We start from the raw sequence: 16,732 nt of genomic DNA, 5'->3' as shown, positions 1-16,732 counted from the left end.
GACTCATGTGATCGCGGCGACCGGGGCGACGGGCCAGGATCCACCGGCTCTTCGGGTGGCCGAACACGAGCGGCGCCGAACCACCGGAAGGCACGACGCCGGAGAGGCTGCGTGAAGAAGCGAGCTGGTGAGCACGGACAGCGGCCCCTCCGCGTCTTCGTGCTGGACCGTGAAGCCCTGTCCCTTGCGGTGCGCGGCGACCGGAAGAGATCGCCTGGCTCGACCTCGCGGCACGCGGGGAAACCGAGGTGGTGACGTCCCCGATGACACTGGTCGAGGCGTACGACGGCAGAACGACCGAGCAGCGCTGGGACTGGGTCCTGTCCCGGCTCCAGGTCGTCGACATCGGGAAGGACGAGGCCCGCCAGGCACGCCGGCTCCTGGCCGGCGCCGAGTTGCACGGCCACAAGTACGCGATCGACGCCGTGCTCGCCGTCATCGCGCGACAGCAGGAGGGACAGGTCACCGCCTTCGCCTCGGACGTCGACGACCTGGAGAGACTGGTGCCGGACACGGTCGTCGTCAAGAAGGTGTGACCCGATCCGCTCCGGTCTCAGCAGGACGCCGGGGATCCGCCGCCAGGCACCGGGACGTGTTGTTCCGAGCGCGTGCACCGGTCGGCGGGATCGGACGTGCGCAGTCCGGGACGACCGGCCGAGCAAGGTCGCGCGGCGACCGGGCGGGGTGTCCGCCACCACCGGTCCCGGCCGGTTCACACGGTGGTGCTTCCTGCCCGGCTGGTCCGGACGGGTGAAGCATCGAGGGGGCGGGCACTCATCGTGGCGAGACCGCCGCGGCTGCCCCGCCCTCACGTCTCCGGCGCTGTCCGGCCGGTGCCGGTGCCGGTGTCGATGAGGATCTGTTCGGCCTGGGTGACGTTGTCGGCGCGGACGGCTTCGGCCATCGCGGCACGTGCCGCGTCCGGCCTCGCATGGGGCGGGACCACGAGCAGCGAGAAGTGGTCCTGATCGCCCCGGGTGACCAGGACGGTGTCGTCGCCGACCGGGAAGGAGTCGATGTGCACGACGCGGTCGTCGATGACCAGCCTCGTCGGCAGTCCTTCCCAGGCTCCGGCGTCCAGGCCGACGCGTGTGACCGGGCCGAGGTGTTCGGTCAGCGCGGTGATCAGGGCGGGGAGCTCCGCGGCGATGTCCCGGGAACGCGGCCACCACGCCCCGTCGAGAACGCCCCGGCGGTCATGCGTCGTCTCCAGCCGTACGACAGCCGTCCCGGGCTGCACGACCTGGTGGACGGTGTCCGGCAGCAGCCTGGTCACCCGTGGGGAGCCGGATTCGGGCATCGCACTCGCCTGCCTGCCTGTGAGGAAAACTGTGCGGCTTCCTCGTTTCACCGTACTCCGCGGCCCACAGCGGCCGGAAAGCCCGCCGGTCGCGCCGGGGGCCGCGGGGCGTGCCGGGGTGGTGCGGACTCACCGGGAGCACTTCGCACGCCGGCTCCGATGCCGGTGTCGTTCCCGGCGGACGCGGCGGACGGCGCCACCGGCCGGCTGTCCCTGCGCAGAGGTCCGCAGACGGGTTCGCGCGAGGTCCGCGGCCACCTCTCGTCCACTGCTACGGGCTGTTCCCTCCTGTTCCCTCCAGGGCCCCGACCGCGCGCCTCGCGCCGGCTCGCGCCGCCTCGCGCCGAAAGGGGCCGGTTCGGGCACCTGCGGGCGAAGAGCCCTCGTTTCCGCCACCGTCCTTCCGCGCGCTCCGAGTCGGGGCGGGACGGATCGCGTGGCCACCTCGTTGACACGGGCCGTTGCCGGACGTTGACTGGCAGCACGGTGCAGGGCCGTGCCACTGCGGACCACACGGCGGGGCGTTCCGCCTTCCCTCCTCGCCCGGACTCCGCGGGAACCCGCCTGCCGGACGACTTCGAGGTCGGCCACGACCGTTTCACGGACCATCAGGAACAGGGCGCAGACGACGAAGGGCGGGATCACGGAAGAGCCCGGCCGGGTCACCCGCGCCGGGCGACTGCGGCACCGGGGCAGGATCGACCGAGCCTCCGGAAGCCTGGAACAGGTCGTCGAGAAGACCAAGGACGCCTTCGGGCAGGACGGAAGCGGCATTCGATGATGTACGACCAGACTCGCGCCCAGCAGCCCGCGGACCAGCCCTCGGGCCCCGCCGAGCGCCGCAGCCCGGCCCCGAAGCCGCTGCTGCCGTCGGACGGGCAGGACAAGGTCGTCCAGCGGCTCCGGCACGCCCTCAACACCTTCGCCGACACCCCCCGCGAGGCGCTGGAAGAGGCCGAGAGCGCCTATGACGAAGTCACCGCCCAGCTCGTGGACGCCCTCGCAGAACGGCGGCGTGTCCTGCGCGCAGAGTGGCAGGACGGGGATCCCGGGGCACAGCCCGAGGAACTCAGGCTCGCACTGAGGCAGTACCGGGAGATCATCCAGCGACTGCTTCACGTCTAGCTCCAGGTCCAGGCCCGGGCGGCCGCTGCTCCGCGCTGCGGCGGAGCGCGGAGTAGTGTGGACGGTACCGAGGGTATTTCGTGCACCGGCTTCCACGCCGGGTCGTTCTCGGCGAACGATGAAACCCGGGCCGCCGCAGAAGCGGCCCGGAGACGGGTCCGCATCATGTCGGCGACCTTGTACCCGACCCTGCCGCACCCCGAGCCGGTCGCAGCCCCGGCCGCGCGCCTCGCCCTGAAGACCGACGGCACGTCCCGTGGTCTCCTGGACGGCGCCTGGTGGCCCCGCTCCCGGGACCTGCTGAGCGAACTGCCCGCGCTGACCGATGTGTTGGACCCCTTGTGGGGCCGCATCACCCGCATCGCCGTCAACCCGAAGTACTGGCCGGTCGTCCCCCGCGGGGTTCCCGTGCACGGCCACCTCGTCAAGGTCGGCTGGTTCACCCGGGAAATCGACCCGCACAAGCTGCTGCTGCTCTCCTACCGCACCGGACGCTGGGACCTGCTGGTCGTCCCGCCCGGGACCGGAGCGGAGTCGGCGGCCCGGCTGATGGCTGCCGCGTCCGACTGCGACGGCCCGCCCCTGACCGCGGGCGAGCTCATCGCCGCGGACGAGGCCCGGCACGGCGTTCCCGCGACCGACGGGTCACTGGACCCTGACGAGTCGTGGGAGTACGAGGGCGGCGCCTCCGCGATGCCCGCGACGCCTGCACTGCTCGTGATGCCCGCGGTGTCCACGGCCGTTCCGGAACAGACCGGTCCGCCCGGTGGGGCCAGTCGTCCGATCACCGGTATGTGAGGTGGCTGCCATGAACGCCCTCCTGACCGTCGCCGCCGTCCTGGTTCTCATCGCGGTGGGGGCATACGTGCTCCACCGGATCAACGTCCAGCACGCCCACAGGATCGCCGTGCACCGGTACAGCACCGCCCGGCCCGGCCGCCTCGGCCACGGCCGCGGCGCACCGCGGCCCCCGTGGGGACCGGACCGGTCCGAGTCGCCGACCGGCGGCGAACGGCGGGACCACCGCGACGGGAGCCGAGGCCGCTTCCCGTCGCGCCGCCGTACCACTCCCCCCAGGTGAACAGCCGGTTCCCAGCACTGTGCCGTCGACTGCGCGAGGAACGGCCGGCCCCATGAAGCGAGGCGTCATGACCCTTCCGCGGCTGACCGTCCACCGGCACGACCGGGGGGCGCGGGCGCTGATCACCCTGTCCGGTGAGATAGACCTCGACTCCGCGCCGTTGGTGCGCACGTCCCTGGAAGGGTGCCTGCGGGACGGCATCCGCACCATCGACGTCGACCTCACCTCCGTCACCTTCTGCGACTGCAGCGGACTCAGCGCCTTCCTCCACGCCGCGCGGCAGACCACCGTGGCCGGTGGGACCTTGCAGCTGCGCCACCCGCCGACGACGCTGGCTCGGATCATCGACCTCGCCGGTTGCGGGTTCCTGCTCCTCGGCCTTCCGCTCGGCCACCCGCCACCGCCTCTCGACGACCCCCCGGCCGCGCCCCCTCCAGCCCCGCCGCACCGGTCCGTCCCGCTTGCGCGTGTTCCGTCGGTCGATGCGCCATGACGGCCGCACCCGGGCGGGGGCATTCACGGAGGCCGGGGAACGGCGAGTCCTCCGCCATGGCGATCACCATGGCGATCGCCGAGACGGACGACATGGGGGACGCGCCTTCGGGTTCCCGGTACGCGGCGACGGCTCCTGAAGGCTCGGCGTGGTTCAGTTCGCGCGGCGGGCGGCCCAGACGGTGCGTTCGGTGCGGACCATGAGGTCGGTGCGGCGCAGGATGCTGTGGGGGCCGGTGGTGTCGAGGAGCTGGTCGAGAGCGGTGAGGTCCTCGGGGGAGAGCGCTTCGGCCGCGGCACTGCGGACGCGTTGCAGGGCGGCCAGGGCGTAGCGGCCGATCGCCTCGGTGCGGGACCCCTCGGTGCGGGACCTCTCGGTGCGGGAGCCCTCGATGTTCACCGCGATGGTGCGTTCACCTTCGAGGGTGAATCCGGCCGCGGTGAGCATCGGCCCCCAGTCGGCACCGCGGTGGGGCACGTGTTCGGCGTGGAAGTGCTCGGTCGCGGCGTGGCCGCGGTCCTCCAGGCCGGGCCGGTTCCCGGGTGCGTTTTCGGGCAGGAAGCGGGGAAGGCCGGCCAGCTCGACGACGGCGAACAGACCGCCGGGCGCGAGCACGTCGTGGACGGTGCGCAGGGCGTGGCCGGGGTCGGCCATGTGGTGCATCGATGCGGAGGCCCATACGAGACCGGGTGTGCCGAGGTGGGGCCAGTCGGCGGCGTCGAGGTCGGCCTGCACGGTGCGCACGCGCTCCTGCACTCCTCCGGCGCGCGCCTTCTCCCGCAGGCGGTGAAGGTGTTCGGCCGAGGAGTCGACGGCGGTGACGTGCGCTTCGGGGAAGCGGTCGAGGAGGGCGAAGGTGCCGGCGCCGGTGCCGCAGCCCAGGTCCACGATCTCGCGTGGGGCCGCCTCGACGGGCAGCCATGAGGTGATGGCGGCGATGTGCTCGGCGAGGACTTCCGCGTCCAGGTCGAGGATCTCCGTCTGGCTGTCGGAGCCGGTGCCAGAGCCGGAGCCAGGAGCGGAGGCGGGGGCGCGCCGGAGGACCTGGTGACCGTGGTCGCCGTGGTGACCGTGGTCGCCGTGGGACGCGCCGTGGTGGGGAGTGTGCGGGTATGTGTGGGTCATGGCCCCACGCTAGGACGGCCATGCGCGTGCGGCACGATCGCTTTCGGTATACGCAAGAAGGTGTCCGCTCGGGGTGCCGGACACGCAAGACACCCACCGCGGCGCGGACTCACGCGCAGGCGCCGCCTACGCCTCAGTCGCCGTCGGAGCCCTTGCCGACGATGTCGCGCTGGTGGCCGCGGCGGGCGTCGCGGTCGAAGATGCCCAGGATCTCGCACGGGCCGCCCTCGGCGCCGATGGCGTGCGGCAGCATGGTGGGGAACTCCGCGGCCTGGTGGGTCTCGACGCGGAAGCGGCGGTGGCCCAGCATCAGGATCGCGGTGCCGGAGAGGACGACGAGCCATTCGCGGCCGGGGTGGGCACGCATGCGTGAGAGGTCGCCGGGGGGCGGTTCGGTCATGCGCTGACGCATGACGGTCATGCCGGGATCGGCCTTTACGGGCCAGCGCATCAGGCCGTGGGCGGCGTCGATCATCGGGCTGGTGACGACGTCGTCGGAGGCGGTCTCCACCAGCTGGTCCAGGGACGTGCCCAGGACTCGGGCGAGGACGACCAGCTGGTCCAGCGCGAGACGACGCCGGCCGTTCTCGATGCGGGAGAGCGTGGACTGGCTGACGTTGGCGCGGGCGGCCAGTTCCTCCAGGGACCAGCCCTGTGCCACACGCAGGGCCCGGATCCGTTTGCGTACCAGGCTGTCCAGCTCGCCATCATCTTGCGTCATGGGCAACATCGTATGCCTTTGGTGCAAAGCATGGTTACGGTCCTTGCGAGTGGTCCGGCGCCGAACCGACGGGGCCACACCCCAGGACGCCAGCGGCGCCCCACCTGCGGGCCGCGCCGGCCCACCACCTCATCCGCCCGACGACCGGCCCTGCCCAGCGCTGCCCCGCATGCCCCGGCATCGATCCCGCACGCCCTTTTCGAGAGGAATCCGAGGAATCCATGAGCGCGAACGCGAGTACACACCAGCCTCCGCAGGTGACGGCCGCCGGCGGGAGTGGCGGGGGCGCGCCGGACGCGCGTCAGCTGCGCACGATCCTGGTCGCCGTCTCGATCGCGCTGATGGCCGTCATCGCGTCGGTGTCCGGACTGAACGTCGCCCAGACCCACATGGCCGTCGAGTTCGGCGCCTCGCAGAACACGGTCCTGTGGATCATCAACATCTACACCCTCGCCCTGGCCGCGCTGCTGCTGCCGCTCGGCGCCATCGGTGACCGCCTGGGCCGCAAGCCCATGCTGATCGCCGGACTTGCCGTCTTCGGCGTCGCGAGCATCGCGGCGGGACTGGCCCCCACCTCCGAGGTGATGCTCGCCGCACGCGTGGCCAGTGGTGTCGGTGCGGCGATGATCATGCCCATCACTCTTGCCGTCATCACCTCCACGTTCCCCGAGGAGCGGCGCGGCCATGCGATCGGCGTGTGGACCGGTGTCGCCGGGGGCGGCGGCATCCTGGGCATGTTCCTCTCCGCCCTCCTCGTCGACGTCGCGGACTGGCGGTGGCTGTTCGTCCTGCCGGTGGTCCTGGTGGTCGTCGCCCTGGCCATGACGCTGAGGTCGGTTCCCAACTCCCGCGAGAGGTCGGCCCACGCCTTCGACACCGTCGGCGCACTGTTGTCGGCCGTCGCGGTGGTCGGGCTCATCTTCGTCCTGCAGGAGGGGCCGGAGCGGGGCTGGAGTGCCGTCGCGACCCTGATCAGCCTTGCTGCCGGCCTCGCCGCCGGGGCCGGCTTCGTGGCCTGGGAACTGCGCCGCCGGGACGCCTCTCTGCTGGACGTGCGCCTGTTCCGTGAGCGCGGCCTCGCCGGCGGCTCGATCACCCTGCTGGTGGTCTTCGGTGTCCAGGCGGGTATCGCCGTGGTCCTCTTTCCGTTCTTCCAGGCCGTGCTCGGCTGGTCGGGCCTGCTCTCCACGGTGGCGCTGATGCCCATGGCCCTCATGATGATGACGGCCTCCGGCCTGGCCTCCAAGCTCGCCTCACGTATCGGCGCCCGCTCGACCATGACCGCGGGAATCGCGCTGGCCGGCGTCGGCCTGGCGCTCATGGCCCTGTTCGTCTCCGTCGACGGCGGTTACGTGTCCGTCCTGCCCGGCATGCTCGCCATGGGCATCGGCATGGGCCTGTCGATGACGCCTTCCACCGAGACCATCACCGGCTCCCTGCCGCGCGAGAAGCAGGGCGTCGCCTCCGCCCTCAACGACGTCACCCGTGAGTTCGGCACCGCGCTCGGGGTCGCGCTGCTCGGCGCGCTCGTGTCCGCCGGCTACCGCAGCGCTGTCGACGGCAGGCTGGACGGCATCCCCCGGGGGGCCGCGGACACCGCCCGGGAAGGCATCGCCAACGCCGTCGAGGCCGCGGGCGGTGCGGGCCCGCACACACCGGACCTGATCCACGCCGCCCAGCAGTCCTTCGTCGACGGATGGCAGCAGGCCATGTGGGCAGGCGTCGCCGTCCTGGGCGTGCTGTTCGTCCACATCGCGCTGCGCGGACCGAAGAACCCCACCACCCCCACCCCCGTACCCGCAGCCGTGGCCGCGCCGGACGACGCGGAGGCCGCCGGAACCGTCGGCGCCCGGCGCCCGGTGACCGGTGACCGGTGACCGGTGACCGGTGACCGGTGACCGCGGCAAGGGTCGGACGACGCCACGCCGGTTCCGAGACCTCCCCCTGCGACACACTGCGCCGCGCCCCTCCCACCGGACCCCACCGGACCCCACCGGACCCCACTCGGCCCCACCGGGCCCTCGTCCCCGAGGGCCCGGTCTGCCGCCGGCCCCGATCCCGCTTCGGCGGAGGCCGTGGGTGGACATGCCGAGGGACCGTGCACGCCTCCTCCGGCGTGGATCAACCTGCCGGTCGAGGCGGCTCTTTCCCGTCCCGGTCCCTCTCGGCAGGCGCACCTCCGTCCGGGCCGGGTTTCTCGGTGGTGGCCGACTCCGGTGGCGAGGCCGCCTTCTCGTCCGGACCGGCGGGCACCGGGTGCGGCGGAGGGGGCCGGAGCAGGCTGAGGGCCACGGAACCGGCCAGGATGACGACGATGACCGCGAGGCTGACCGGTGAGGGGATCTCGGGAACGCTGGTGCTGATCGTCTTGTGGGCCGCCTGCAGGACGAGCTTGACGCCGATGAAGGCGAGGATGATCGCGAGGCCCTTGCTCAGGTAGTGGAACCGGTCCAGGAGCCCTGAGAGGAGGAAGTAGAGGGCCCGCAGCCCGAGAATGGCGAACGCGTTGCTGGTGTAGACGATGAAGGCGTCGTCGCTGACGGCGAGAACGGCGGGAACGCTGTCGACGGCGAAGATCAGGTCGGCCGCCTCGATGGCGGCCACCACCGCCAGGAGCGGGGTGGCCACGCGTTTGCCGGCTTCCTTGACGAAGAACTTCGTGCCGGCGTACTCGTCGCGGACCGGCATCATCTTGCGGAGCATCCGTACGGCGAAGCTCCTGCCCGGGTCGAAGCTCTCCTCCTCGCCCTTGAGGAGCTTGTAGGTGCTGTAGAAGAGCACGGCGGCGAAGGCGAAGAGCACGACGGTGAAGCGGCTGACCACGGCGACGCCGAGGGTGAGGAAGATCCCTCGGAAGATCAGGGCGCCCATGACACCGAAGAACAGCACACGGTGCTGGTAGGCGCGGGGCACCTTGAAGTACGCGAAGATCACGGCGAAGACGAAGAGGTTGTCGACCGACAGGCTCTTCTCCAGGAGCCACGCGGTGGTGTACTCCGTGCCCGCCGTCGTGCCGAGAACCAGGAAGACGACCACACCGAAGATCAGGGCGAGGCCCACCCACAGGGCGCTCCAGGCACCGGCCTCCTTGAAGCCGATGACGTGCGCGGTGCGATGGGCCAGCAGGTCCACCACCAGCGACACCACCACGGTCGCGGCGAACGCCAGCCACAGCCAAAGCGGGACATCAAGCACACCAGTCACCCCTCAGCGGCCCACGCCGACGCACGGGGCCCGTTTACCGCATTCTGCGCCCATTCGTGTGCTCAAGCGATCCAGGAGACAGGATCGGCTTCCCTCCCGCCCCTCTTCGGCATACCGCCTGATGTCGGGACCGATGCCGTGCGGGCGGCGGTCGTCCCGACGGCCATGCGGGCGGCGGCCGTTCCGACGGCCGTGCGGGCGGCGGGCCTCGTCCACGCCCCGCTCAGCACACAACCCCCTACTCATACGTCTCCTTCCAGCGGACGCGGTGCCTTCGGTCGCCCTGTCCCGCGCCGTTGACCGCGGCGAGGGACAGGAGTGGGACGCCGTTGTTCCACAGGCCGAGGTGGTCCCGGTGGACCGCGATGACGTCGTTCTGCACGGCGGTCCGCTCGGACGGCGCGGTGAAGTACGTGGTCGTCACGAAGATCGCGACATCGACCTTGAAGTGGACCCTCGCGCCCAGGAGGTCTCGGACCTCACGGCTCGGGATCCTGCCCTTCGGCGAGTAGCGCTTGCACTGGATCACCATGCTCCGGCCGTCGGGCAGGCGCCCCAGCACGTCCGCGCCGTTGTCGTGCGAGCCGCCCACCCGGCGCACCTCGGTGCAGCCGTCACGCCGGCACAGCTCCACGACGAAGTCCTCGAACCGGCCTCCCGACATCGCGTCCACCTCGGCGAGCGAGCGACGGCCCGCCTTCAGGGCCTCCTCCTCCCGCCACCGGCCGTCCCGCTCCCTGAGCAGCCGATGCGTACGCCACAGCCGCCACCCGCCGACGCCGCCCCCGACGAGCACGAGTCCGCCGACGACGTACGGCCAGATCGTCTGCCAGAACACGATCAGCGGGACGAGACAGCCGACGCAGGCCACAGCGCCTGCCCCGATCGCCTTGAGACGCCTCTCCCGGCGCTTCCTCGCCGCCGATCGCCTTCGTCTCCGTGGCGTCGTCGTCATCCGACCCCTCCCCCTGAGCCCTGGAAGCAGTTTCGACAGCTCAGCGGGGATCGGTAAGAGGGCGGATCGGCCAGTGGCCGATGTCGGCCGGTTCCCGGCAGCGTCACCACGGTGGTTGCGGGCCTGCGGTGCCCGCCCGGCCAGCCGTTGAGATCGTGAACGTGGATCACTTTGTGCACGATGAGCAGGAGACGCACGATCTCGGTCACGGGCCGAGGAACGTTCTCGTCGAGCAGCAGTTTCAAGCGAGGGCCTGCCGGGGCTCGCTGCTGCCGCAGCTGTCGACGTGCTCGCTGAAGTCAGCCGCGGCGCGAGCGGCCTGAGCAGGCACTCCCGGGGAGAACTCACCGATCTGGCTTCCGTGCCGCACAAGACGTCGACGTGGGGCGACCTCCGGCCGGGGGCCGGGGTCTCGGCCGGGGGCCGGGGTCTCCCCTGGGGAGAGGGGCCCTTCGGTTCGTTGGCCGTCGGGCGCCCCGGTAATTCGGTGGCGCACATCGAACAGTGTCCGCACGCTGTCACCGTGGCAGAACCCAAGCACCGGATCCGCGCCCGCCATACCGCTTCCACGATCACCGTCCATCAGGCATACATGCCGGAGATCGGCCGGCCCGCGGCCCGGGAGGGCCGCTTCCCGGCGAAGTGGCAGCGGGACCGGATGACGTGGATCAAGCCGTCCTTCCTCTGGATGATGTACCGCTGCGGGTGGGGCACCAAGGAGGGGCAGGAAACCGTTCTCGCCGTCGAGATCACCCGCGAGGGCTTCGAGTGGGCACTGGCGAACGGCTGCCTGTCCCACTACGAGCGTGGACTGCACTCGGACCGGGCTTCCTGGAAGCGGCAGTTGCAGCGGGCCCCGGCCCGCGTCCAGTGGGACCCCGAGCGCGATCTGCGCCTGCAACCCCTTCCCCACCGTTCGCTCCAGCTCGGGCTCGCCGGTGAGGCCGCCCGCCGCTACGCGGACGAGTGGACGGTCTCCATCACCGACGTCACCGGCCTCGCGCACGAGATCCACGGGCACGTGCAGGGCGGCGACCTGGAGGCCGCGCGGCGGCTCCTTCCGCGGGAAACCCCCTACCCCGTGCCCGACGGCCTCCTGGATCACCTGCGCCCACCGGTGCAGTCACCGGTCGAGACGTCCTCGTAGCGGGGGCAGTCCAGAGAAACGTCCGCCCAGACCGTCTTGCCGACGGGGTGGCGGGGGGCTGTGCCCCAGCGTTGGGTCAGGGCGTCGACCAGGAGGAGGCCTCGGCCCGATTCGCCCTCCGGCGGCGTGGTGGGCAGGGTCTCGGGGGGTCGCTTCGTCGCGTTGGCGTCGGCCACCTCGATGCGGACCACGTCCGCCGTCGCGTCCAGGGTGAGGCGGACGGCGAAGTCGCGCCCCGGGGTGCGGGCATGCTGTACGGCGTTCGCCGCGAGTTCCGCCACGACGAGCGCGACCGCGCACGACTGGTCCGACTCCGGCGGAAACCCCCACTCCCCCATCGCCTGTACCGCGTGGCCCCGGGCCTGCCGCGCACCTCGCGGCGAGGACGTGAACTGCGCCGACAGGGTGCGGGGTTCGTCGGGCGGAGTGGTGGCGGTCGGCTTGGGCGGCTCTGTCAGCACGGGTCTGTCCTTCGGTGTACGTCGGTGCGGTGCTCCTCTCCGGCGGAACCGGAGAGGTCTCGCTCGGTGCGCGAGTTGTCACGTTCCGTACCCAAGAATCGGGGCGTCGCCCTACGCTCGAAAGGTGACACAGCATTACGTATGGGTCCGTAAAGAAAGGGAGTGACGCCTTGGCCAACGCCATCGGCCCCAGCGCGTCGATGGCCGCCCTGTTCGGCTCGCGGGTGCGCAGGCTCCGCACGGCCGCCGGACCGACCCAGGCCGAACTCGGCTCCAGGACACACGTGGTGAGCACCCGGATCACGCAGATCGAGCGGGCGTCCGGGGCGAAGCCGACCCTGGAGTTGGCCCGTGCGCTGGACGCCGTCCTCGGTGGGGACGACCTGTTGGTCGAGTTGTGGCCGTACGGGTACCGGGAGGCGAGGCGTTTCCGGACTGGTCACGGAAGTTCATGGAGTACTCGGGGCGGGCGGTGGCCGTCAGGCAGTACGCGGCTCATGTGGTGCCGGGCCTGTTGCAGACGGAGGACTACGCGTATGCCGTTCTCAGCCTGGACGCCCTGTTGGACGGTGAAGATCAGTTGGAAGAACGTGTGTAGCCCGTATGGGACGGCAGGACCGGCTGAGTTCACCCGGCAGGCCGGAACTGTACGTGATCCTGGATGAAGCGGTGCTGAGGCGACCGATCGGCAGCCATGCCGTGATGCGGAAGCAGTTGGAGCGGCTCCTCGACGCGGCATCGGTACGTCACATCACCGTGCAGGTGTTGCCGTTCGATCAGGGCGGACACGAGGCAACGGGCGGCTCACTGACGATTCCGACTCTTCCGGACGGCTCGGAGGTCGCCTACACAGAGGGTTCGGACTACGGCCAACTCATCGAAGAAACGGTCAACGTCACCCGCTACAAGGTGATTTACGGTCGGTTGCGGGCGACAGCCCTGCCCCCGCTCATGTCGCTCGACATGATCCGGTCCACGATGGAGGGCAACTACCGTGGCTCGAATCTCCCGTCCCGATCTGAACGACGCCGACTGGCGCAGCAGCAGCTACAGCAACCAGGCCGGCGGCGACTGCGTGGAGGTGGCCCACGGGTTCCGGACCCTCGTCCCCGTCCGTGACGGCAAAGACCCGCACGGACCGACACTGTGCTTCGCAAACGCCCCCTGGGCCGCGTCACAAGCGAGTGGAAGGCCGGCGGGCAGCTCCGTCCCTGAGGTGGCCGGGGTCCGGTCGGCGTCCGGCTGGCGGGGTCACCGGGCCCTTGTCCGCGAGGGTCCGGTGGGCCGCTGACCTCCATAAAGAACCGGGGGAAAGAACTACCCGCCCACCCACCCTCCCCGCCGGAAAGCCCGCGTCACTCGTCCGGGTGGCCGGCTTGCAGGGGCGGGATACGGGCGGTTACGTTCACCGCGAGAAGCGCGTTCAGTGCGACAACCGCAAACAGATACGGCCCCCGATCGGGACGGGCATCCCGGACGAGGGCCTGACCGATCAGGAAGCAGTACCTTCCCAATGGCTGACTCGCAGTCTAACGCGCGCCTGCGCGCCGACGCCGGAGCTCCGATCTCCGGCGGCCCGGCCGTGCTGCCCTTCCAGACCTGCGACGGCTGCGAGCGCGCCTTCCGCGCACCCGAGCCCGGACACTGCCGGGACTGCCGACGACGCGAGGAGTGGCTGCCCGCCGCTGCCTGAGTCGACGGCTCAGGACACGTGGCCTGCCCCGCCCGTCCTCCGTGACCGCGCGGCAACCCGGTGGCGCGTTCCAGGACCTTGACCGGTACCGGGGTGGACAGGCCTGCCCGGCAGTGGACCTGTTCACGAGGGCAGACGGATGCCGGGGAGGGTCAGTGCATGCCGCGTTCCTCCAGGGCTGTCTTCAGGCTGCGCAGGGCGTAGTAGACGCGGGACTTGACCGTGCCCTGGGGGACGCCGAGGGTGACGGCCGCCTGCTGGGTGGTGCGGTCGGCGAAGAAGGTGGCCTCCAGGACCTCGCGGTGTGCGGGGGTCAGGGCCTGGAGGGCGTCGTGCAGGACGATGGACGACAGCATCTGTTCGATGTCGTCGGCCTCGGCGCCCAGTTCGGTCAGCCAGGTCGCGCCGCCTATCTCCAGCGGGCGGGCCATCTTCGTACGGTGTGCGTCGATCACGATGTTGCGGGCGACGCGGAACATCCAGGGGCGTACGGCCATCCCCTCGCCGTCCGCCAGGTTCTGCTTGTTCCAGCAGCGCAGCAGCGTCTCCTGGATGACGTCCTCCGTGCGGTGGGTGTCTCCGCCCAGCATGCGCAGCACGTACGAGTAGAGGGCCGGTCCGTGCTCCAGGTAGAGGTCCCGCAGGGCCCGTTCCTCGGGGGATACCGCGCTCGCCGACCCGATCACCGTCACGTTCATGGTGTGCTCCCGCTCCTGCTCCTTGGGATGGCCGGCCCCAGTCGTGGGGATTGGAGCCGGGGCCTCCGGGGAAGGGAGTGTTCCTAGGGGTGTTCCATGTTCGTTTGACGTTCGATTTACGGCTCGTACAACGCCTGTGGGGCCACCCCGTGCAACGGGGTCGCCTGGGCGGTGGAGCAGGCCGGTTCGCGGGCCGGTTCCCGGGTCAGACGTAGGCCGACAGATCCTCCATCTGGGTGCGGACCCGGTGGGCCAGCTGCTCGTCCGCGGCGGAGAGGCGGCCGCTGCTGTGCAACCTGCCCCACATGTGCAGCAGTTCGTTCCCGTGGATCTCCGCTGCCCTGTCGTCCTCCAGCCGCTGCCACGCGGCCGCCGCCCTCGCCACCGCCGCCGGTGCCTGCGGGTCGCCGGCCCCGCACAGGATGCGGGCCACCGACAGGGCCAGCACCGTGGCCTCCCGGTGGTCCCCGCGCAGGTGCGCCAGGTACGCCTCCATCGCCCGCGCCTCCAGCGCGTCCGGGTGCTCCGTGCCCGCCGAACTCGTCAGACGCTCGCGCAGCGCGGTCGCCTCGGCCGACGCCTCCTCCAGCCGGCCCGTGGTCGCCAGCGCGTTGATGCGCGTGATCTGCTCCGCCAGCTCCGTCGGGAGGGAGCGGGACGGAGGGGGAGGAGGCGGCGCCGGGGCGGGAGCGGGAGGAAGCGCCGGGGCGGGAGCGGGGGGTGCCGTTGCGGCGGCTCGGGCCCGGGCGACCGCCAGGGCTATGGCGGAGGTGGGGGCAGGGGCGGGGGCGGAGGCAGGGGCGGGGACAAGGGTGGGCGCGGGGGCAGAGGCAGGAGCAGGAGCAGGGACGGTAGTGGGGGCAGGGGCGGGCGCGGGGACAGGGGCGGGGACGGTAGTGGGCGTGGGCGCGGGAGTGGGGAGTGGCTGCGGCTCAGGGGACCGGTGCGCGGGGTCCGTCGGGTCGAGGACCCGGCTGGAACCGTCGGGGGACACCTCCAGGACGAAGTGGGACCCGCCCGGGCCGTCGTTCACCGTTGCCCCGACCGCCGCCGCGCGCTGCTCCGCGTACTGCTGCAACCGGTCCAGTACGGCCTCGTGCACGGACTGGCCCGGCGCGGGCGCCAGAGGCTCTCCGTTGATCTCGGCGAGCCCTTCGCCCGAGATCCGCACCTCGAAGTGGGCCATGGCTGCTGTCCTCCTCCTCGTTGTTCTCATTCGGCGGGGGTGGTGGATGGGGAAGGCGACGGGGAAGCGGAGGGCGAGCCCGTCGGGTCCGGGTCCATGCCCGGGGTGACGCCCGGGGTGGAGCCGGCGGGCGGGGCGGCCACGCCCTCGTACTTGGCGAACTGGGCGCGGATGGCGAGGACGTAGCCCTGGGCCTCGTTCGTCTGCGGCACCCCCTTGGCCGCGCGGACGGCGTCCATCCCCACGTGGTAGCCGGCCAGGGCGAGGTCCAGGACGCTGCCGGTGGCCTCGTTCGCGTCGATCATCTGCTGGGCCTCTTCGGCGAGGTCGCACAGGTAACGGCCCTGCGCCATGATCGAGTCCTCCGCGTCCAGCGCCGAGGTCTCGTCGTTGTCGTCGTCGTCCTCGCCGTACTCGTCGAAGATCTCGGGCGGCAGCTGCGAGATGCCCTCCTCGCCGTTCTCGCCGACGAGCGTCTCGTTGAAGCCGGACTCCCGCTCGAGCTGGGAGGCGATGACGATCGGGCCGATCGCGTCGCACAGTTCGCCGGCCTCCTCGATCGGGTCGGCCAGGTCCTCGGGCACCGTCGAGGTGTCCAGCTCTCCCCGGCCGTCGCCGTTGAAGATGGCGATCACCTCGTCCGCGTCGTCCTCACTGGCGGAGCCTCCGTCGCCGCCACCACCCGAGAACAGCAGGATCAGCGCGATGAGCGGGGCCAGCAGCACCCCGAACCCACCGATGATGATGATGACGACCAGGGCACCGAGCAGGGCGAGCGGCGACAGCAGGCAGCCGCAGCCGGTGCCTGCTGCGATGGTGTTCCTGACGGCGGTGGAGGTTCCGCCCTCCCCGCTCTCTCCCGTGCCCGCGCTCATGCGTGCCCGCCTTCTTCCTCTCACCTTGAACCGCGACGGCCGAACGGCCCGTTGTGCTGTCGACGGGCTCGAAAGATCCAAACGGGCCCCGGCGCGAATAAGTTCAAACCCGTGGAAATCAGATGAGCCAGAGCAGCCGAAGCACGAGCGGAGAAGGGGGCGGAGCGCACATGGGCACTCCTCCGGCAACGCCGTCGGGCCCGCAGTCGTGGGTACGAGGGCCGAAACCCGCGCGGCCGACGGCCCCGGCCGCCACACCGCCCGCCGCGGACGGCGGAGCCTCCGGTGCGGGTCAGGCTCCGGTACCCGGGGCTGCTGCGGGTCCGGGGAGCCCGGGTACCGGGCCGGCGACGGGGTACGGCGCGGGTACGGCAGTCCGGCCGGGGACGCCGGTCCAGCCCGGGGCTCCGGGGCAGGCCGGGACGCCGGTCCAGCCCGGGACATCGGGACAGCACCCTCAACCGGTGCAGCACCCTCAGCCGGGACAGCACATCCCGCCGGAGCAGCACTCCCAGGCCGGAGCAGCCGTGCACCCGGCACCTGTTCCGGCTCCCGCCCCGGTGTTCCCCGCGCCGTCTGCGGCGGCGGCCCCCGCGGCCGCGCCCGCCCCGCCCGCGTACGCGGCCGCGCCCGCCCCGCCCGCGCAGGCGGCGGCCCCCGCGCCCGCC

At 71.6% G+C, this 16,732-nt stretch carries 18 protein-coding genes and 2 pseudogenes; 11 read left to right on the top strand and 9 right to left on the bottom strand.

Annotation, left to right across the window (positions count from 1 at the left end; genetic code table 11):
* The first annotated feature begins 263 nt into the window (after nucleotides 1-263).
* Nucleotides 264-536 (top strand): hypothetical protein, encoded by a 273-nt coding sequence (locus tag ORI94_RS35645; protein WP_266081547.1) that lies wholly within the window; start codon nucleotides 264-266, stop codon nucleotides 534-536.
* Nucleotides 537-808: 272 nt separating this feature from the next.
* Here the strand turns inward: ORI94_RS35645 and ORI94_RS30020 are convergent, their stop codons facing one another.
* Entirely contained in the window at nucleotides 809-1,300 is a 492-nt protein-coding gene (locus tag ORI94_RS30020; protein ID WP_266081545.1) for a DUF5994 family protein, read from the bottom strand.
* A 777-nt stretch (nucleotides 1,301-2,077) separates the two neighbouring features.
* Between ORI94_RS30020 and ORI94_RS30015 the strand changes: the two genes are divergently transcribed.
* The 4 genes from ORI94_RS30015 to ORI94_RS30000 are packed head-to-tail and all read left to right on the top strand — an operon-like array spanning nucleotide 2,078 to nucleotide 3,999.
* The gene (locus tag ORI94_RS30015; protein WP_266081543.1) at nucleotides 2,078-2,425 is read left to right on the top strand and encodes a hypothetical protein; all 348 of its coding nucleotides are present in this window, start codon (nucleotides 2,078-2,080) and stop codon (nucleotides 2,423-2,425) included.
* 57 nt (nucleotides 2,426-2,482) lie between these two features.
* Complete coding sequence (locus tag ORI94_RS30010) at nucleotides 2,483-3,223, top strand: DUF5994 family protein (RefSeq protein ID WP_266081541.1); 741 nt, start codon at nucleotides 2,483-2,485, stop codon at nucleotides 3,221-3,223.
* Nucleotides 3,224-3,233: 10 nt separating this feature from the next.
* Nucleotides 3,234-3,506, top strand: a complete 273-nt coding sequence (locus ORI94_RS30005; RefSeq protein WP_266081540.1) for a hypothetical protein — start codon at nucleotides 3,234-3,236, stop codon at nucleotides 3,504-3,506.
* A 52-nt stretch (nucleotides 3,507-3,558) separates the two neighbouring features.
* The gene (locus tag ORI94_RS30000) at nucleotides 3,559-3,999 is read left to right on the top strand and encodes an STAS domain-containing protein (RefSeq protein ID WP_416237928.1); all 441 of its coding nucleotides are present in this window, start codon (nucleotides 3,559-3,561) and stop codon (nucleotides 3,997-3,999) included.
* 153 nt (nucleotides 4,000-4,152) lie between these two features.
* Here the strand turns inward: ORI94_RS30000 and ORI94_RS29995 are convergent, their stop codons facing one another.
* Nucleotides 4,153-5,124 (bottom strand): class I SAM-dependent methyltransferase, encoded by a 972-nt coding sequence (locus ORI94_RS29995; RefSeq protein ID WP_266081538.1) that lies wholly within the window; start codon nucleotides 5,122-5,124, stop codon nucleotides 4,153-4,155.
* Nucleotides 5,125-5,257: 133 nt separating this feature from the next.
* Nucleotides 5,258-5,854 (bottom strand): helix-turn-helix domain-containing protein, encoded by a 597-nt coding sequence (locus ORI94_RS29990; protein ID WP_266081536.1) that lies wholly within the window; start codon nucleotides 5,852-5,854, stop codon nucleotides 5,258-5,260.
* Nucleotides 5,855-6,066: 212 nt separating this feature from the next.
* Here ORI94_RS29990 and ORI94_RS29985 point away from each other — a divergent pair, with 212 nt between their 5' ends.
* A complete protein-coding gene (locus ORI94_RS29985; RefSeq protein ID WP_266081534.1) occupies nucleotides 6,067-7,722 on the top strand; it encodes an MFS transporter in 1,656 nt (551 codons plus the stop codon).
* A 244-nt stretch (nucleotides 7,723-7,966) separates the two neighbouring features.
* Here ORI94_RS29985 and ORI94_RS29980 read toward each other — a convergent pair whose 3' ends face one another.
* A complete protein-coding gene (locus tag ORI94_RS29980; RefSeq protein ID WP_266081532.1) occupies nucleotides 7,967-9,040 on the bottom strand; it encodes a TerC family protein in 1,074 nt (357 codons plus the stop codon).
* Between the two features lie 247 nt (nucleotides 9,041-9,287).
* The gene (locus tag ORI94_RS29975) at nucleotides 9,288-10,004 is read right to left on the bottom strand and encodes a restriction endonuclease (RefSeq protein ID WP_266081530.1); all 717 of its coding nucleotides are present in this window, start codon (nucleotides 10,002-10,004) and stop codon (nucleotides 9,288-9,290) included.
* Nucleotides 10,005-10,527: 523 nt separating this feature from the next.
* Between ORI94_RS29975 and ORI94_RS29970 the strand changes: the two genes are divergently transcribed.
* Nucleotides 10,528-11,151: a DUF4291 domain-containing protein gene (locus ORI94_RS29970; RefSeq protein ID WP_266081528.1), complete on the top strand. Its 624-nt coding sequence runs from the start codon at nucleotides 10,528-10,530 to the stop codon at nucleotides 11,149-11,151.
* Here the strand turns inward: ORI94_RS29970 and ORI94_RS29965 are convergent.
* A complete protein-coding gene (locus ORI94_RS29965; protein ID WP_416237927.1) occupies nucleotides 11,106-11,612 on the bottom strand; it encodes an ATP-binding protein in 507 nt (168 codons plus the stop codon). The two genes, ORI94_RS29970 and ORI94_RS29965, sit on opposite strands and share 46 nt — an antisense overlap.
* Nucleotides 11,613-11,812: 200 nt before the next feature.
* On the opposite strand from ORI94_RS29965, the pseudogene ORI94_RS29960 reads away from it, so the two are divergent.
* The 3 genes and pseudogenes from ORI94_RS29960 to ORI94_RS29950 all read left to right on the top strand — a co-directional run bounded on the left by ORI94_RS29960 (nucleotide 11,813) and on the right by ORI94_RS29950 (nucleotide 13,305).
* Nucleotides 11,813-12,731 (top strand): annotated as a pseudogene (locus ORI94_RS29960) (helix-turn-helix domain-containing protein).
* A complete protein-coding gene (locus ORI94_RS29955) occupies nucleotides 12,688-12,903 on the top strand; it encodes a DUF397 domain-containing protein (protein ID WP_323056101.1) in 216 nt (71 codons plus the stop codon). Before ORI94_RS29960 ends, ORI94_RS29955 begins: the two are co-directional and overlap by 44 nt.
* A gap of 222 nt (nucleotides 12,904-13,125) precedes the next feature.
* On the top strand, nucleotides 13,126-13,305 hold the full coding sequence (locus tag ORI94_RS29950; RefSeq protein ID WP_266081560.1) for a hypothetical protein: 180 nt from the start codon (nucleotides 13,126-13,128) through the stop codon (nucleotides 13,303-13,305).
* 152 nt (nucleotides 13,306-13,457) lie between these two features.
* Here the strand turns inward: ORI94_RS29950 and ORI94_RS29945 are convergent, their stop codons facing one another.
* The 3 genes from ORI94_RS29945 to ORI94_RS29935 form a co-directional block, all read right to left on the bottom strand.
* On the bottom strand, nucleotides 13,458-14,003 hold the full coding sequence (locus ORI94_RS29945) for a sigma-70 family RNA polymerase sigma factor (RefSeq protein WP_266081524.1): 546 nt from the start codon (nucleotides 14,001-14,003) through the stop codon (nucleotides 13,458-13,460).
* A gap of 205 nt (nucleotides 14,004-14,208) precedes the next feature.
* Nucleotides 14,209-15,189, bottom strand: coding sequence for a hypothetical protein (locus ORI94_RS29940; protein WP_266081522.1), 981 nt, complete (start codon nucleotides 15,187-15,189; stop codon nucleotides 14,209-14,211).
* A 26-nt stretch (nucleotides 15,190-15,215) separates the two neighbouring features.
* On the bottom strand, nucleotides 15,216-16,064 hold the full coding sequence (locus ORI94_RS29935; RefSeq protein ID WP_266081520.1) for a transglycosylase SLT domain-containing protein: 849 nt from the start codon (nucleotides 16,062-16,064) through the stop codon (nucleotides 15,216-15,218).
* A 464-nt stretch (nucleotides 16,065-16,528) separates the two neighbouring features.
* On the opposite strand from ORI94_RS29935, the pseudogene ORI94_RS29930 reads away from it, so the two are divergent.
* Nucleotides 16,529-16,732 (top strand): annotated as a pseudogene (locus ORI94_RS29930) (ABC transporter ATP-binding protein); the annotation flags it as partial.

Origin of the sequence: Streptomyces sp. NEAU-W12, from assembly GCF_026242095.1 — a bacterium.
Classification (GTDB): domain Bacteria; phylum Actinomycetota; class Actinomycetes; order Streptomycetales; family Streptomycetaceae; genus Streptomyces.
The sequence above is the reverse complement of the archived record's forward strand: the minus strand, read 5'-3'. Positions and strand labels throughout refer to the sequence as shown.

Excerpts from the sequence above, each read along its gene's own strand:
- ORI94_RS29950 (WP_266081560.1), top strand. The coding sequence starts at position 13,126 with ATGGCTGACTCGCAGTCTAACGCGCGCCTGCGCGCCGACGCCGGAGCT.
- ORI94_RS29995 (WP_266081538.1), bottom strand. The coding sequence starts at position 5,124 with ATGACCCACACATACCCGCACACTCCCCACCACGGCGCGTCCCACGGC.
- ORI94_RS29945 (WP_266081524.1), bottom strand. The coding sequence starts at position 14,003 with ATGAACGTGACGGTGATCGGGTCGGCGAGCGCGGTATCCCCCGAGGAA.
- ORI94_RS30015 (WP_266081543.1), top strand. The coding sequence starts at position 2,078 with ATGATGTACGACCAGACTCGCGCCCAGCAGCCCGCGGACCAGCCCTCG.
- ORI94_RS30005 (WP_266081540.1), top strand. The coding sequence starts at position 3,234 with ATGAACGCCCTCCTGACCGTCGCCGCCGTCCTGGTTCTCATCGCGGTG.
- ORI94_RS29940 (WP_266081522.1), bottom strand. The coding sequence starts at position 15,189 with ATGGCCCACTTCGAGGTGCGGATCTCGGGCGAAGGGCTCGCCGAGATC.
- ORI94_RS29985 (WP_266081534.1), top strand. The coding sequence starts at position 6,067 with ATGAGCGCGAACGCGAGTACACACCAGCCTCCGCAGGTGACGGCCGCC.
- ORI94_RS35645 (WP_266081547.1), top strand. The coding sequence starts at position 264 with ATGACACTGGTCGAGGCGTACGACGGCAGAACGACCGAGCAGCGCTGG.
- ORI94_RS30000 (WP_416237928.1), top strand. The coding sequence starts at position 3,559 with ATGAAGCGAGGCGTCATGACCCTTCCGCGGCTGACCGTCCACCGGCAC.
- ORI94_RS29975 (WP_266081530.1), bottom strand. The coding sequence starts at position 10,004 with ATGACGACGACGCCACGGAGACGAAGGCGATCGGCGGCGAGGAAGCGC.
- ORI94_RS30020 (WP_266081545.1), bottom strand. The coding sequence starts at position 1,300 with ATGCCCGAATCCGGCTCCCCACGGGTGACCAGGCTGCTGCCGGACACC.
- ORI94_RS29990 (WP_266081536.1), bottom strand. The coding sequence starts at position 5,854 with ATGTTGCCCATGACGCAAGATGATGGCGAGCTGGACAGCCTGGTACGC.
- ORI94_RS29935 (WP_266081520.1), bottom strand. The coding sequence starts at position 16,064 with ATGAGCGCGGGCACGGGAGAGAGCGGGGAGGGCGGAACCTCCACCGCC.